We start from the raw sequence: 12,769 nt of genomic DNA, 5'->3' as shown, positions 1-12,769 counted from the left end.
TTCTAATTTGAGAGCCTCAAGCAAAGTCCTCCCGGAATAACAAAAAAATCACAGTCGAGAAGAAGCAAGCAAAACCCTGTAGAGTTTAAAAAAATCCATTGTCAGAGAAAACTTTAAGCTGGTAAATAGGTATGAAGACATTGAATTTGAGGGTGAAATCCAGCGTTTAAACAAATTACAGGAAAGTGAAATCGAAGAAGCTCAAAGCCGAAGCCCCATGAGTAAAAATTCTTTGTTTCAGGTCAAAATATCGGTATTTTCAGGTAAATATATTGGTATTTTCAGATTAATACTCCGATTGTTTCAAGTCAAAATATCGGTTTCAAGCCAATATATCCGGTATTTTTCATGTCAATATATCAGTATCTTCAGCGAATGTTTCGATCAGCGTTAAAATAGATTAAATCTGACTCCAATAATCCCAATAATCAAAGGTATTTCCCATCCAGTTTTTCTAAAATTGTTTTTCCCTCTTCTGTCAGGATATACTTTCTCCATGTGGTTTTTTCAGGAGTTAAACACTGAATTAAGCCCTTACTCTCAAGTTCCTTTAAAGCATGGCTGATATTCTGTGTGGATCGGCTTGTCTCATGAGCAATATCCGAAGCCCTTACAAAAGGATGCCTTTTCATAGAGTCCATCAGAATCAAACGGCGATCAACGCTGATAACCCAGTTAACCAGTTCATCGATCGAGTTTTCAGTCATATTAACTCAGCTTCTCCGTAGTGTAGTGTTTGTTGATATAAATAGCCACATATTATTTAAATACAAATTATTTGAATCAAATGAGTCCGAAAAAAGCAAAGCTTTTTTGATAAATAGCAAAACATGAAGAGAAAATAAAAAAGTTAGAGGATTTAATAAAATAAAAAAGAAATGAAGAATTTAGGCAAACTTTGTAAGAACTGCCTTTATTCCTTCAAAGACCTCATCGATATCTTTCGTGCCGTCTAGAGTTACCAGAATTCCCTGCTTTGTGTAATAGTCAATAAGGGGTTGGGTCTGGTTTTTATAGACATTGAGACGGTTCTTGACGGCCTCTTCTTTGTCGTCAGCCCGCTGGAAGACCTTACCACCACAAATGTCACAGACGCCATCTTTTTTCGGCGGGTTAAAAGTCCTGTGATAGCTCGCACCGCAGTTGCACATAAGGCGACCGCTTATTCTTTCTACCAGTTCTTCATCCGGCACTTCTAAGTTGAGAACAACATCTATGGGCTTATTAAGCTCATCAAGGATGGCTGAAAGAGCATCAGCCTGAGGTATTGTCCGTGGATACCCGTCAAGGATAAAACCTTTTTCACAGTCCTGTTCCTTCAGACGGTTCTTAATAATCCCTATAAGCACCGCATCAGGAACAAGCTCTCCTTTGTCCATATATTCCTTGGCTGCGAGCCCAAGTTCGGTTCCTTCCCTGACATTTGCCCGCAGGATATCACCTGTGGAGATCTGCGGGATTCCATAGTCGTCAACCATTTTTTTGGCCTGGGTGCCTTTTCCGGCACCTGGAGGCCCGAAGAGTATTATATTCATTTGAAGATCCCTGTGTCTTATCCTTTAGTTTGTTTACATTACATCTCTATTATTCGATTTTCCTTTACAGCTCAAAAAGAACCCTTTACTGTTCTCCAAAGAAGGAGCGAATCATCGGGTGCATTTCCATCATCTGCTCGGAAGCTATGTCCTCATAGAGACGATACACAATACTGACAGCCAGCAAAAGCCCTGTACCACTAGTGCTTCCAAGCGTACCGAGCAAGCTTGCAATCAACGTAAGAATTCCTATGAAAGCTCCACCTATTACGGTAACTTTTGGGATATAGCGCTGGGTAACTTTTTCAATACTGCTAATATTCCGCCTGAAACCCGGAATCTGCATGCCGGAATTGAAAATCTTCTGGGCTGTTGGTTTAGCTCCCATACCCGTTGTTTCTATCCAGAAAAGTGCAAAGATAATTCCACCTACGACAAGCATAGTAGCATCTGTAAAGACATGAAGTACAATCTGCCAGTTTGCAGGTGTAGCGGCCCCATAACCTGAAAAGGACTGTTTTACAAGAGATGGAATCCAATCATAAGGACTGTGTATCGGAGCAAGGTAATACATAATCCCATTTAGCGGCGTAGACCCCTGGAACTCTCCAAGGAAAGTGATTCCACGGCTGGCAAGGATAATTCCAATCATCTGGACATTCGCCTGAAGAGCTCTGACAAGGATCATCGGCAAGACTGATGCGTATATTAACTTGACCGGAAAACGGCCCCTTGCTCCTCTAACCGCACTGTGGGCGAGAGGAATTTCGATTCTTGTACTTTCCACGTAAACCACAAGCAAGAAAATAACAATCGTGCTTAGCAGTGCAAGAATACCTCCACTGACCAGCATGTACAACATGCCCTCACCTGAGAGAAGGTAATCTGCTCCGACGTTCTGGACGATATAAATCCATTTCGGAATCAACCCGACCGGGAGCCCGGAAGAATCAAGCTGCCAGTTAAAGATCCCTGTAACAATCTGCTGGGAGATTCCCGCAACAATGAAAAGCCCGACTCCTGACCCGATGCCCCACTTGGAAACTACTTCATCCATGAAAAGAATCAGTGCGCCTCCAATAAAGATCTGGACAAGAAGCAGGAAGGTGATTACTCCCAGGCCTACACCTAGAGAAGAAGCAAGCCCTGGATCCGGCTGGATATATCCACCAAGTAGCTGCGGCAGAGCTTCCAGTATGATCATGACAAGCACAAGGAACTTCTGAGATCCCTGAAAGAATGCCTGGTCTTTGGGGTCCGACAGGTCCAATTTGATGATATCTGCTCCAACAAGAAGTTGCAGGACAATCGAAGCCGTGACAATAGGCCCGATACCTAGGAGAATTAAAGATCCAGACGCGCCTGCAAAGAATGCGCGGTAAGATTCAAAAAGGTCAACCGAGTCCTGGGACATCCCAAAAAGCGGTACATTTGCCAGAGCAAAGTACAGCAAAAGGACTCCCAGAGTCCACCAGAGCTTATCCTTAAAATGGACATGTTTTTCCGGACTTGCTACTGCAGGTAACTTGTTAAAAAACGGTTCTAACGTATCCCTGAGAGTCATCGATTACACCATTCAAAATATAATTTATTATAATAATTAAAATGTTAGATCACGTTTTACCGTAAGATATTGGTAAGTATAGTACATCTAATATGAAAAAGTTACCAAAAGAATTAAAATAAGTAATGCCTGATGGCATTACTTATTCAGCATCGATGCAACTTCCACCAGCGGCTTCAATTTTCTCACGGGCAGATGCGGAGAATCCTTCCGAAGTAACAACAAGGTTCTTCATAACACGTCCGCTTCCGAGTACTTTTTCGATTCCGAGGTTTTCAAGGTTAATATGGTAAACACCATCCTTGATTTCTGCAAGCCCTTCTTCAACAAGGTAAGGAGCAAGTTCGTCAAGTTCTCCCACATTTACTATGGAAACATCCCTGGAAATTTCAGCAGGGAGCGTGAAACCATGCTTTCCGTAGCTGTATCCCCTGAACATAGCTCTTACAAAGTGGTGCTTACAGGCACCGGCTTTTCCACGACCTCCGCGGTTTCCGGCTCCACGCCTGTTTTTATGAGTCCCGCCTCCGCAGGTCCTGGACCCTCTGAACTTCTTTGTATCCATTCCAACCACCTTATCTCATTTTGTGCAGGAGTGCATTGATCCCATCGCCGTGGTCTCCGAGCTCGCCGCCCTGCTGTACGGTTCTTTTAATCCCTGCGTGTCCTTTTCTTGGAGGGTGAAGCCTGAAAACAGGCTTCAGTTTGGGAACGTCCTTTAGGGTAGCTTCTCCTTCAACAACAGCTTCAGCAAAAGCCTGAATTGAATCATAGGCTGTGTTTTCCCGGATGTATTCCTCAGTCAGGCGAGTATCGCCTTCGAGTCTTCCACGGTTTTCGAGGATCTCTGCAAGGGTATTTGCATCAATTTTCCCAAAGGCAACGTAATCCTTCACCTTCTGAACCATACCTTTGAAATGAGGATCCTCGGGCACAAGCACACAATGGTTAACCTTGTGCAGGCGAAGCATCTTCATCGTATCTTCAATCGTGTACCGGACATTAACCTGACCTCTCAACCTAACAATGGCATACATATCAGGCTTCCTCCTTACAGTAGACTGGCAGCCTCATAACATTGACCTGGTTAAGGGCATCAAAGGTTGCCTTTGCGAAGTTGAGGGTAGACCGGGTAGTTCCAAAGGTCTTGGTCCATACGTCTTTAATTCCGGCTTTTTCCAGCACTTTGGTTGCAGTATTCCCTGCAGCAATTCCAAGGCCTCTTGGTGCCGGAATAAGAGTTACGCTTACACTGCCTGCCTTTCCAGTTACTTCATAAGGAACGGTGTGAGGCAGACCACAGGCACATTCCCAGGATCCACAGCCTCTGCGGATATAGGTAATATCGAGCTTTGCAGCATCAATTGCCTTACGGATAGCAGGCCCTACCTGCACATCCTTTGCCTGCCCGAGCCCTACATAGCCATTTCTGTTCCCTACGATTACGGTTGCTCTGAATTTCACACGGCGTCCAGAGTCAGTCATCCTCTGAACCATGTTAATATCGAGTACCTCGTCTTCCAGGTCAGGAAGCAGCATATCAATTATCTGAGGTTCCCTGATAGGCAAGCCTGATTTGATTGCTTCTTCCATGGAAGCAACCTGTCCTTCCATGACTAATTTTCCAAGCCTGGTTTTTGGAACCCATTCTTCATCGAATGCCATTTAATCACCTTAACTAAACTCAGCAAAGATTTTCTCTTTGGTTGCTTCAAACTGCTCTGGCAGGTCTGAGCTCTCTTCTCTGTATTCAGCAATGTGTTCTCCCCGGATTCTCTCATCCGAAGGGAAAACTTCAGGGCTGCAGGGGACTTCGAAACCCGAGTCAACTATGCCTTTAAGCGCAGCATAAACCCTGGAACCTGCAGAGGAAGCCTGAAGTCCTAGATCCAGAATTCCTCCTTCATACCCCTTCTTCAAGCTTTTAAGCCCGAACAGGAGCCCTGTAAGGTATGCAGCCGTTGTGTTTCCGGTAACCCCTGTGTAACCGTACTTAGCAAGCTCACTCGAAACGGCTGAGGAATAAGTAATATCCCCCTCTGGGGTCGGAGCTATTAACTGGATTTGAACATTTCTTGCACTCTTCCTGACAACCACACGATCCTGCTTTGAGATCAGTAACTTGAGTCTCAGGTGGTAATTAGTGCGTCCTTCTCTTCGTCGTCTAAAAGGAACCTTATATCTCGGTCCTGTTGCCATATTTAGCTCCTCCAGGTTATTTCTTTAACAGTTTTTCAGACCCAAGGTGGGAATTAAGGTGAGCAACACTTCTGTATTCGCCGCCTTTTGCTTTTCTGTAAAGTCTGCAGTACACGGATTTATCAAGTGTCCCATCTGCACGCAGTTCCTTGAGCCTTCTTCTAAGCGCCCGGATCTTTTTGATCCACTGCTCCTTCTTCGGAGTACGGGCTCCTTTTTTACCTTTTCTTGAACCTTGACCTTTACAGTGCCCATACTTGCGTTTGGCAGCAAGAGCTCTGGCTCGGCCTCTGCTGACTCCTTTGACCGGCTTAGCTTTAATAGTGCCTTTCTCAATGAGCCCACGAATATCTTCCCTGGTAATTGCCGACGCGATCTCTTCAGAGGCTTCCGGATTAAGCCATACCCTGTCAAGTCCGCATTCGAGAATTTTGGAGGCTAACCTTCTTTGATTGGCCAGATCTGACATTTTTATTCACTCCTTCCAGGGTTCAGTACTTTAATACCAAGTTCTCCAGCTTTTGTGATAATAACAGCTTTCTTTCTTGAACCTACTGTCGATGCTATCCTAACAGCCTCATAAGAAGGATCAACGAGCTCAAGCTCAGCAACGCTGGAAATAAGCACATCAGAATAACCGGACGGGTGCAGGCCTTTTACTGCAGCAGGACTTCCGTATCCTACCTGGGCATGAGCACCTTTTGAGACATATTTTCTACGCTGTTTACCCTGAGTACCTCTCGGATGCCTCCAGTTGCTGTCAAGCCTCTTAAATTTATGACATGCCGCTCTCTTGAACTGGGGCTTCTTTCCCTTCTGGACCTTTCTCACATTGAATAATCGCCTGGATTCAGAGTCCATATCAAGGGTGGAAACTAAAGTATCTTCTGATTTGAATTCTTCTGCCATCATAACCACCTCAGGGCTTCTGCACAATGTAGATTCCGTCCTGGAAAATCCTCGGGTCGAATCTCTTGATCTTAGTCTTCTGTTCAATATTTGCGGCAGTCTGCCCGACATCTTCCTTGTTGATTCCGGAAACAGTAACCTCATTTCCAGAAACCTTAACCTTTGTCTCGCCAAGGATTTTTGCAATTCTTGGCTTCTTTTCTCCAAGGAAATTTCCGATTACGAGGGTCTTACCATCAACTTTTACCTGCATTGGAAAGTGAGCGTACAGGATAGTCATCTTGCACTCAAAACCCTCATTTACGCCTTTCATAAGGTTTTTGATATGGGAAGTAAAAGTGCCTACCATGGCTTTCTGTTCTTTCCTGGACGATTCCGCGTCAACCTCTACTTCGTCGTCCCTGACGTAGATCTTGATTCCAGGATACCACAGTTTTCTTTCTACAGTTCCCAGAGGACCTGTGGCTGTAAACACATCCTGAGAGAAAGAAACGGAAATTCCTTCAGGAATCTCTATTTTTCTTGCAATTTCCTTAACCATTTCCTGTTCCCTCCAGCTCAGTATACATAAGCAAGAAGTTGCCCACCAATCTTCTTCTCACGGGCTTCGTACTGGGACATAACTCCGCTTGAAGTAGTTATTATAAGGGCGCCAAAGTTCTTTGCCGGCAGGAACTGCTTTTCCCAGCGTTCAAAGCTGCCAGTTCCTACGGAATACCGCGGCTTAATTGCACCGCATTTGTTGACTCTTCCCACGAGGGTGACACTGTAGATTCCGGCTTTTCCGTCATCGATAAACTCGAATTCTCCAATGTAGCCGAGATCTTGCATAACCTTCAACACGTTGCCAATGTTTTTTGAGGCAGGCCTGATAATACAGGAACTTTTCCCAATAGCTTCGGCATTTTTAATTGTGGAAAGGGCGTTTGCAAGAGGATCAAGTAATACCATTTTAATCACCTTATGAATACTTCTCAAAACCCATATCGTGGGCAATTTCCCTGAAACAGTGCCTGCAGAGGTAAATGTCATATTTGCGGATAAGTCCCTGCTTTCTTCCGCACCGCTTGCACACGTTTACTCCTCTTCCGGACTTATTTATAGTCTCTGTCATTTACATGACCTCCACGCCATAACTATCGTTAAGGAAAGCAATAGCATCCTCAACTGTGACCTTGTGGTTGGTCGGGATCTTCCTTGTTGCAATCCTTCTCTTGCAGATTCTTTCTCCAGGGCGCTTAATAACAACTGTTACGTCCATTCCGAAAACCCCGATATTCGGGTCGTATTTCATGCCCGGAAAATCAGTGTGTTCTTCAATTCCGAAAGAGACGTTTCCAAGGGAGTCAAACTGAGACCTGCCAAGAGTCTTATCGACGATACCAAGAGCTGTCTCGAGAAACTGCTGGGCTCTCTGGCCTCTCAGGGTCACCTTGCAGCCTATTGGTTCGTTCTTCTTGATCGAGAAAGCCGGAAGAGTCCTCTTGGCAAAGCACCTGACAACTTCCTGCCCTGTGATAGCTCTGAGGATTTCTTCGGCGTCTACGAGATGCTGGCCACTTTCTCCAACACCCATGTGGACAATTACCTTCTCAACAACGGGAGTGCGCATAACGTTACTCAATTACCTCACCACCGAGCCGGATCTCAGGCTTGTCCTCGCCTATAACAATAACGTAATCTTCAATTGTTTCGAAATCGGTTTCCCCAGAAATCGCGACTGTATTGTGCCTGGAACTCTTAACTTCCCTGATTTCAGTGATCTTTCCGATTTCTCCAGAGTGCTGGCCACCTACTACCATTGCCAGATTGCCGACCTTGAACTGCAGGTGCTTTACTATATGCTTGTCAGGCAATGAGAGAATCAGAGAGTCCTTTGTGCTGTATTCGTTAGAACCCGGAATGTTGGTCCCGTCATTCAGGTTAAGCTGCACCTTTCCTCCTTTGAGGGTAGTCTTGTTGTTGATCCTGCACAATTTGTTAACGTTTGTCGCGTCCAGCTTGTGAAGGGCAAGACGTCCCTTTTCATCCTGGAACATTCTGTATGTTTCATTTATGAGAGGGAGTGTAATTACGTCAAAAAGCCCAACCGGAAACCTGAGGTCTTTCCTGGGGATTCCATCTACAAGAACTTTGCCTTCCGAGAGAATCCTCTTACCTTCCCTGCTATTATCTACAAGCTTGAGAATATCACGAATTATGATTCCGAGCGGAAGACTGCGTGCCTGACTGTGAGGCCCCGGGTGAGTGGCGGAGACCCACTTATAACCTTTTTTCCCGGCCTTCCAGCTTCTTGGAATTGATAATCTTTTCTGGTGTGTCACAAAATCACCTGCCTCACTTCTTAATACTTGATGCTCTGCGCCCGTCCTTCATTTCCAGTTTTGTGATCATAACATTGGAGGGGTATATAGGTCTTGGGACTTCGGTGTCATCCACCTTGGTGGAAATAACTCCGTCCACAGAAATTGTGCCGTCCTGAAGCGAAACGGTCTGGACCTTTCCTTCAGTACCCTTATAATCTCCACGCATGACCTTCACGGTGTCTCCCGCTATAACTGCGGCGCTCCTTGTGCCATACTCTTTGGAGAGTTCTTCACTAAGCTTTGCGCCCATGAATTTCTGTCTGACGTGCAGAGGCGCATTATATCTTGCCTTTCTCTGCTTTCTAGGCTGTTTGGATACCATTTTCGCCACCTCAGACAATGATAGATGCTGTGGTCCCGATCTTGGGGTACCTCTCAGCTACTTCTCTTGCTATAGGACCTTTTATGTCCGTACCTTTTGGAATCCCTTCTTCATCCGTAATTACCATTGCATTGTCCTCAAAGGACACACGCAACCCATCCGGACGGCGGAACTCCTGCTTCTGGCGAACCACTACTGCAAGGAGAACCTGCTTTCTCATTTCTGGTGTACCTTTTTTTACTGAGACGACGCACATGTCCCCAATTCCTGCGCAGGGCATTCTGTTCTTGACCCCTCTGTACTTCTTGACAGAAATAATCTCAACGACCTTGGCTCCGGTGTTGTCCACACAGGGAACCTTGGCGCCTGCGTTGAGAGCCCTTGGGATGTTGGAGCGTATGCCTTTCATTTGGGCACCTCCGCTTTAACTACCACATAGGACTTCGTTTTGCTTATACGTCTGCATTCTGCGATCGTAACGATATCCCCGACTTTTGCTGAAATGCAAGGCGGGTTGTGTGCGTGAACCTTTGAACGTCTCTTCTCGTATCTCTGGTATTTCGGCACCAATTTCATGTATTGCCTTTCAATAACTACCGTATTGTCCATCTTGCTGCTAACCACGGTGCCCACAAGGATTTGACCCCTTACTGAAAGTGTTCCGTGGAAGGGACAGTATAAATCATTACATTCTTCTGATGGCGCCGGTATGTTTAATCCAATATCTTTTGCCATGAGTTTAGCCCCATTTGCGTAACTTTTTGATGTTCTTGATCCGATTTTCGGGTTGTGAGAGCAGCAGGTTTCCCTGAATTTTAACGAATGTATCGGATCTGCGGCCTTTTTCTGAGAGCTCGGCAGGGATTCGGAAGAGAAATTCCGAATCCGCCTTTGGAATCTTCAGTTCCCGCGACCTTGAGTTTTCTATGATTAACAGATTTTTCGTTTCGTTAATCACCCGGCCGCGGATTCCTATCAATGCTGGATTAGTGGAACGAATCACCTGAATTTCGAGCCCTATCAGTTCATGGTAGATAAGGGTCGAAGGTAGAATTTCCACTTTAGATTTCATTTAGCTCATGCTGAATTGTCTTTATCCGAGCAATCGTTCTCCTGATTTCTCCGATTCTTCCCGGGTTTTCAGGAGCTCCACCTGCGGAAGTAAGGGCACGTTCCCTGACCAGTTCACTGTTAAGGTTCTCGAGTTCGTCAGCCCGCTCCTCAAGTGACATGTCTCGAATTTCTGTGGGTCTGAGGATTGCCATTATTCCTTAGCCTCCTTATGAACCCTTGCCATGGGATGCCAGTAGTCGTAACCTTCGTGCTTGTGTTGCCAGACTCCATTGACCTGTCTTCGAAGTTCTTCTGAGCCTTCAACCTGAATGACTTCAGCCTCTTCAATGTCTTCTGCTACTTCAGCCTGGGGTTCTTCCTCGGCTTCTTCAGGCTCTGCAACTTCAGCTGCTTCTACTGGTTTCTCAGGTACTGCTGCAGGAGTTTTGGATTTTGCCGCACTTTCCTTTTTAGGAGCTTCGGCAGGTTTTTCAGCAGGCTTTTCTGCAGGCTTTTCTACAGGTTCAGTTACAGGCTCACTTGGTTCCGTAGTAGTGTATGAGTCAGGCAAGACAACGTCTGGCTGAATGATCCTGACTTTACAGCCAAGGGTCCCGAGCTTTTTGACTGCTACTGCAAATCCTTCGTCTACTACTTCCTGCACAGGATTTCCAGAGTGCTTTATGTACCCGTCAACGAATTTTTCAACTCTTGACCTGGCACCCGTAAGCTTTCCTGAGATTACGACTTCACAGCCAAGTGCACCTGCATTCATAACTGCCCGAATTGTGTTGTGTCCGGCCTTCCTGAAGTACCAGCCTCTCTCAATTGAAGCTGCAAGCCTTGAAGCCATCATCTGAGCATTAAGTTCAGGTTTCTTAACTTCCTGAGCATCAATCTGCGGGTTTTCGAGGTTGTACCTAGCTGCTACATCTCTGGTAAGTTTTCGGATGACCTTCCCGGCTTTTCCGATTACCATTCCAGGCTTTTCAGAATAAATAACAATTTGGGTGCCCATTGGGGTCCTGTTAAGCTCCATACCGCCATATCCAGCTCTATTCAGCTGTTCTGCGAAATACTCGTCCATGGAGGCTTTGACAAAACCATCACTGACGAATTTTCTTTCTATTGCCATTTAGCGCACCTCGGAAAGAATCATCTCGATATTTACAGTGTCTGTGTCTTTGGGTGTTGCCCGCCCTCTGGCTCTTGGCATAAACCCGTGAATTACCCTCCCGCGCTGAATTGCAGCGTGAGTAATATACATATTTGAGGGTTCAAGACCCTTGTATTCGGCATTGCTTTCTGCATTCTTCAAGATCTTGAGGATCTCTTTTGAAGCACTAACAGGGTACCTGCCTGCAGCCATTGGACCCTTTCGGTGTCCTGTTCCATCATGATGTCTTTTGAAGGGAACTGCCTGCTTTAAAGCAATTACATCTTCTAAAAACTTTCTTGCTTCAGGAACCTTCATACCCTTAATTTTGCAGCAGACTTCACGGGACTTTTTAGGGGAAATATGGAGTTCAGAACCCATAGCTTTAGAGGTAATCTCAGGGTCTCCTTTAACTGAATAATTAATTCTTGCCATTCCCTTTCACCTCATTTCAGTGGCACGAACTTGCTTGAACGGGTTGCTCCCACACCGGCACTGCCATGTGAAACCCTTGACCTTGAGGGTGCGAATTCTCCGAAACGGTGCCCGATCATTTCAGGCTGGAGGTCTACACTTACAAAGCCTTTCCCATTATGAATTTCAATAGTCTGTCCGATCATTTCCGGAAGGATAATTAGGTCTCTGTGATGAGTCCTGACCTTCTTTCCTTCTTTGAACTCGTGCAGGACTTTTTTCTGTCCTTCTGTGAATCCGCGTTTGATGCTCCTACGTTCTCTTGAAGGCAGGAGTTCTGCAAACTCTTCAAGACTCAGTTCCTGAAGTTCTGAGACGGTTTTCCCGCGGTAGGTATACTCACCCTTTCTCTTTGGTAATCTTGATGATGATTTTTTAGCCATAACGAATACCCCTCATCAGCGCTTCATTCCGGTCCTTCTAGCTGCAATCAGTCCGACCTTCCTTCCAGGCGGAGCGTTTCTGCTAACCGTTGTTGGCTTGCCCGGGTGCTTCCAGGCACCTCCACCGAATGGGTGGTCAACTGGGTTCATGGCAACTCCTGAAACCCTGGGATACTTTGCAGCTCTTGTTTTCATTTTATGGTACTTTTTTCCGGCTTTGAGCCATGGCCTGTCAACACGACCTCCGCCTGCAACGATACCAACAACTGCTCTGCACTTAGGATTAAGCCATTTAATGTTACCTGAAGGCATTGCCACTGCAGTCCTGTTAGGCTCATGGGTTACGATAGTTGCGTATACACCGGAAGAGCGCACGAATCTGCCACCATCATTTGGCTTTGACTCGATATTGCAGATAAAGAAACCTTCAGGCACCTTTCCTATAGGAACTATATTTCCTGGCTTGACATCGGCATCGTCTCCGCACTCAATTGTGCTCCCTACTGCAATTCCTTCCGAGGCAAGCAGGAGAAGTTCTTCCCCAGTTTCAAAGGCAACTTTTGCTATCGGAGCTGAGCGAGCAGGGTCGTGCTCGAGATTAATGACTTTCCCCTGAATCGACGTGTTCTCGTCAACACGGGGGTGCCTCAGTTCTGCCTTGTACTTGTGAGAAGGAGCTCTGTAGGTAGGAGTACCTCTACCCCTATTTTGTGATATGATTCTTTTACCCATACATCACACCTCACATCAGTCCTATCCGGGTTGCAATCTCGTATGCCGAATAATGCTATAAAAAAAAAAGGATTGA

The 12,769-nt window shown here is 45.7% G+C and carries 23 protein-coding genes; all 23 read right to left on the bottom strand.

What is annotated here, in order from left to right:
* Window positions 1-428: 428 nt before the first annotated feature.
* The 23 genes from A9239_RS10510 to A9239_RS10400 all read right to left on the bottom strand — a co-directional run bounded on the left by A9239_RS10510 (window position 429) and on the right by A9239_RS10400 (window position 12,693).
* A complete protein-coding gene (locus A9239_RS10510; protein WP_048121158.1) occupies window positions 429-707 on the bottom strand; it encodes a sugar-specific transcriptional regulator TrmB in 279 nt (92 codons plus the stop codon).
* 180 nt (window positions 708-887) lie between these two features.
* Window positions 888-1,535, bottom strand: coding sequence for an adenylate kinase (locus A9239_RS10505; RefSeq protein WP_048121160.1), 648 nt, complete (start codon window positions 1,533-1,535; stop codon window positions 888-890).
* Between the two features lie 85 nt (window positions 1,536-1,620).
* A complete protein-coding gene (gene secY / locus A9239_RS10500; protein ID WP_048156046.1) occupies window positions 1,621-3,099 on the bottom strand; it encodes a preprotein translocase subunit SecY in 1,479 nt (492 codons plus the stop codon).
* Window positions 3,100-3,241: 142 nt separating this feature from the next.
* Window positions 3,242-3,664 (bottom strand): uL15m family ribosomal protein, encoded by a 423-nt coding sequence (locus A9239_RS10495; protein WP_048121163.1) that lies wholly within the window; start codon window positions 3,662-3,664, stop codon window positions 3,242-3,244.
* A 10-nt stretch (window positions 3,665-3,674) separates the two neighbouring features.
* Window positions 3,675-4,136, bottom strand: a complete 462-nt coding sequence (locus tag A9239_RS10490) for a 50S ribosomal protein L30 (protein WP_048121165.1) — start codon at window positions 4,134-4,136, stop codon at window positions 3,675-3,677.
* A 1-nt stretch (window position 4,137) separates the two neighbouring features.
* Entirely contained in the window at window positions 4,138-4,764 is a 627-nt protein-coding gene (locus A9239_RS10485) for a 30S ribosomal protein S5 (protein WP_048121167.1), read from the bottom strand.
* A 9-nt stretch (window positions 4,765-4,773) separates the two neighbouring features.
* Entirely contained in the window at window positions 4,774-5,298 is a 525-nt protein-coding gene (locus tag A9239_RS10480; protein WP_048121170.1) for a 50S ribosomal protein L18, read from the bottom strand.
* 16 nt (window positions 5,299-5,314) lie between these two features.
* Entirely contained in the window at window positions 5,315-5,767 is a 453-nt protein-coding gene (locus A9239_RS10475; protein WP_048121172.1) for a 50S ribosomal protein L19e, read from the bottom strand.
* Between the two features lie 2 nt (window positions 5,768-5,769).
* Window positions 5,770-6,207, bottom strand: a complete 438-nt coding sequence (locus tag A9239_RS10470; RefSeq protein ID WP_048123450.1) for a 50S ribosomal protein L32e — start codon at window positions 6,205-6,207, stop codon at window positions 5,770-5,772.
* 10 nt (window positions 6,208-6,217) lie between these two features.
* Window positions 6,218-6,748, bottom strand: coding sequence for a 50S ribosomal protein L6 (locus A9239_RS10465; RefSeq protein WP_048121174.1), 531 nt, complete (start codon window positions 6,746-6,748; stop codon window positions 6,218-6,220).
* Between the two features lie 17 nt (window positions 6,749-6,765).
* Window positions 6,766-7,158, bottom strand: coding sequence for a 30S ribosomal protein S8 (locus tag A9239_RS10460; RefSeq protein WP_011305137.1), 393 nt, complete (start codon window positions 7,156-7,158; stop codon window positions 6,766-6,768).
* A 10-nt stretch (window positions 7,159-7,168) separates the two neighbouring features.
* Window positions 7,169-7,321 carry a 30S ribosomal protein S14 gene (locus A9239_RS10455; RefSeq protein ID WP_048121176.1) on the bottom strand — a complete coding sequence of 51 codons (153 nt, stop codon included), beginning with the start codon at window positions 7,319-7,321 and terminating at the stop codon, window positions 7,169-7,171.
* On the bottom strand, window positions 7,322-7,819 hold the full coding sequence (locus A9239_RS10450; RefSeq protein WP_048123452.1) for a 50S ribosomal protein L5: 498 nt from the start codon (window positions 7,817-7,819) through the stop codon (window positions 7,322-7,324).
* Between the two features lie 4 nt (window positions 7,820-7,823).
* A complete protein-coding gene (locus tag A9239_RS10445; protein ID WP_048121178.1) occupies window positions 7,824-8,531 on the bottom strand; it encodes a 30S ribosomal protein S4e in 708 nt (235 codons plus the stop codon).
* 13 nt (window positions 8,532-8,544) lie between these two features.
* A complete protein-coding gene (gene rplX, locus A9239_RS10440; RefSeq protein ID WP_048121180.1) occupies window positions 8,545-8,895 on the bottom strand; it encodes a 50S ribosomal protein L24 in 351 nt (116 codons plus the stop codon).
* Between the two features lie 10 nt (window positions 8,896-8,905).
* On the bottom strand, window positions 8,906-9,304 hold the full coding sequence (rpl14p, locus tag A9239_RS10435) for a 50S ribosomal protein L14 (RefSeq protein WP_011305142.1): 399 nt from the start codon (window positions 9,302-9,304) through the stop codon (window positions 8,906-8,908).
* On the bottom strand, window positions 9,301-9,630 hold the full coding sequence (locus A9239_RS10430) for a 30S ribosomal protein S17 (RefSeq protein ID WP_048121182.1): 330 nt from the start codon (window positions 9,628-9,630) through the stop codon (window positions 9,301-9,303). The genes rpl14p and A9239_RS10430 overlap by 4 nt, the downstream gene beginning before the upstream one ends.
* A 4-nt stretch (window positions 9,631-9,634) precedes the next feature.
* Window positions 9,635-9,967, bottom strand: a complete 333-nt coding sequence (gene rnp1 / locus A9239_RS10425; RefSeq protein WP_048121184.1) for a ribonuclease P protein component 1 — start codon at window positions 9,965-9,967, stop codon at window positions 9,635-9,637.
* Complete coding sequence (gene rpmC, locus A9239_RS10420; RefSeq protein ID WP_048121185.1) at window positions 9,957-10,160, bottom strand: 50S ribosomal protein L29; 204 nt, start codon at window positions 10,158-10,160, stop codon at window positions 9,957-9,959. The genes rnp1 and rpmC overlap by 11 nt, the downstream gene beginning before the upstream one ends.
* Complete coding sequence (locus A9239_RS10415; RefSeq protein ID WP_048121187.1) at window positions 10,160-11,083, bottom strand: 30S ribosomal protein S3; 924 nt, start codon at window positions 11,081-11,083, stop codon at window positions 10,160-10,162. Before A9239_RS10415 ends, rpmC begins: the two co-directional genes overlap by 1 nt.
* Window positions 11,084-11,539: a 50S ribosomal protein L22 gene (locus tag A9239_RS10410; protein WP_048121189.1), complete on the bottom strand. Its 456-nt coding sequence runs from the start codon at window positions 11,537-11,539 to the stop codon at window positions 11,084-11,086.
* A gap of 11 nt (window positions 11,540-11,550) precedes the next feature.
* Window positions 11,551-11,961, bottom strand: a complete 411-nt coding sequence (locus A9239_RS10405; RefSeq protein ID WP_048121191.1) for a 30S ribosomal protein S19 — start codon at window positions 11,959-11,961, stop codon at window positions 11,551-11,553.
* A 15-nt stretch (window positions 11,962-11,976) separates the two neighbouring features.
* Window positions 11,977-12,693 (bottom strand): 50S ribosomal protein L2, encoded by a 717-nt coding sequence (locus A9239_RS10400; protein WP_048121193.1) that lies wholly within the window; start codon window positions 12,691-12,693, stop codon window positions 11,977-11,979.
* Window positions 12,694-12,769 lie beyond the last annotated feature (76 nt).

It is taken from the genome of Methanosarcina sp. A14 (genome assembly GCF_001729375.1).
Classification (GTDB): Archaea; Halobacteriota; Methanosarcinia; order Methanosarcinales; family Methanosarcinaceae; genus Methanosarcina; species Methanosarcina barkeri.
The sequence above is the reverse complement of the archived record's forward strand: the minus strand, read 5'-3'. Positions and strand labels throughout refer to the sequence as shown.

Bases quoted from the DNA above. Each gene is read 5' to 3' on its own strand.
- A9239_RS10510 (WP_048121158.1), bottom strand. From the start codon at position 707: ATGACTGAAAACTCGATCGATGAACTGGTTAACTGGGTTATCAGCGTT.
- A9239_RS10505 (WP_048121160.1), bottom strand. From the start codon at position 1,535: ATGAATATAATACTCTTCGGGCCTCCAGGTGCCGGAAAAGGCACCCAG.
- secY (WP_048156046.1), bottom strand. From the start codon at position 3,099: ATGACTCTCAGGGATACGTTAGAACCGTTTTTTAACAAGTTACCTGCA.
- A9239_RS10495 (WP_048121163.1), bottom strand. From the start codon at position 3,664: ATGGATACAAAGAAGTTCAGAGGGTCCAGGACCTGCGGAGGCGGGACT.
- A9239_RS10490 (WP_048121165.1), bottom strand. From the start codon at position 4,136: ATGTATGCCATTGTTAGGTTGAGAGGTCAGGTTAATGTCCGGTACACG.
- A9239_RS10485 (WP_048121167.1), bottom strand. From the start codon at position 4,764: ATGGCATTCGATGAAGAATGGGTTCCAAAAACCAGGCTTGGAAAATTA.
- A9239_RS10480 (WP_048121170.1), bottom strand. From the start codon at position 5,298: ATGGCAACAGGACCGAGATATAAGGTTCCTTTTAGACGACGAAGAGAA.
- A9239_RS10475 (WP_048121172.1), bottom strand. From the start codon at position 5,767: ATGTCAGATCTGGCCAATCAAAGAAGGTTAGCCTCCAAAATTCTCGAA.
- A9239_RS10470 (WP_048123450.1), bottom strand. From the start codon at position 6,207: ATGGCAGAAGAATTCAAATCAGAAGATACTTTAGTTTCCACCCTTGAT.
- A9239_RS10465 (WP_048121174.1), bottom strand. From the start codon at position 6,748: ATGGTTAAGGAAATTGCAAGAAAAATAGAGATTCCTGAAGGAATTTCC.
- A9239_RS10460 (WP_011305137.1), bottom strand. From the start codon at position 7,158: ATGGTATTACTTGATCCTCTTGCAAACGCCCTTTCCACAATTAAAAAT.
- A9239_RS10455 (WP_048121176.1), bottom strand. From the start codon at position 7,321: ATGACAGAGACTATAAATAAGTCCGGAAGAGGAGTAAACGTGTGCAAG.
- A9239_RS10450 (WP_048123452.1), bottom strand. From the start codon at position 7,819: ATGCGCACTCCCGTTGTTGAGAAGGTAATTGTCCACATGGGTGTTGGA.
- rplX (WP_048121180.1), bottom strand. From the start codon at position 8,895: ATGGTATCCAAACAGCCTAGAAAGCAGAGAAAGGCAAGATATAATGCG.
- rpl14p (WP_011305142.1), bottom strand. From the start codon at position 9,304: ATGAAAGGCATACGCTCCAACATCCCAAGGGCTCTCAACGCAGGCGCC.
- A9239_RS10430 (WP_048121182.1), bottom strand. From the start codon at position 9,630: ATGGCAAAAGATATTGGATTAAACATACCGGCGCCATCAGAAGAATGT.
- rnp1 (WP_048121184.1), bottom strand. From the start codon at position 9,967: ATGAAATCTAAAGTGGAAATTCTACCTTCGACCCTTATCTACCATGAA.
- rpmC (WP_048121185.1), bottom strand. From the start codon at position 10,160: ATGGCAATCCTCAGACCCACAGAAATTCGAGACATGTCACTTGAGGAG.
- A9239_RS10415 (WP_048121187.1), bottom strand. From the start codon at position 11,083: ATGGCAATAGAAAGAAAATTCGTCAGTGATGGTTTTGTCAAAGCCTCC.
- A9239_RS10410 (WP_048121189.1), bottom strand. From the start codon at position 11,539: ATGGCAAGAATTAATTATTCAGTTAAAGGAGACCCTGAGATTACCTCT.
- A9239_RS10405 (WP_048121191.1), bottom strand. From the start codon at position 11,961: ATGGCTAAAAAATCATCATCAAGATTACCAAAGAGAAAGGGTGAGTAT.
- A9239_RS10400 (WP_048121193.1), bottom strand. From the start codon at position 12,693: ATGGGTAAAAGAATCATATCACAAAATAGGGGTAGAGGTACTCCTACC.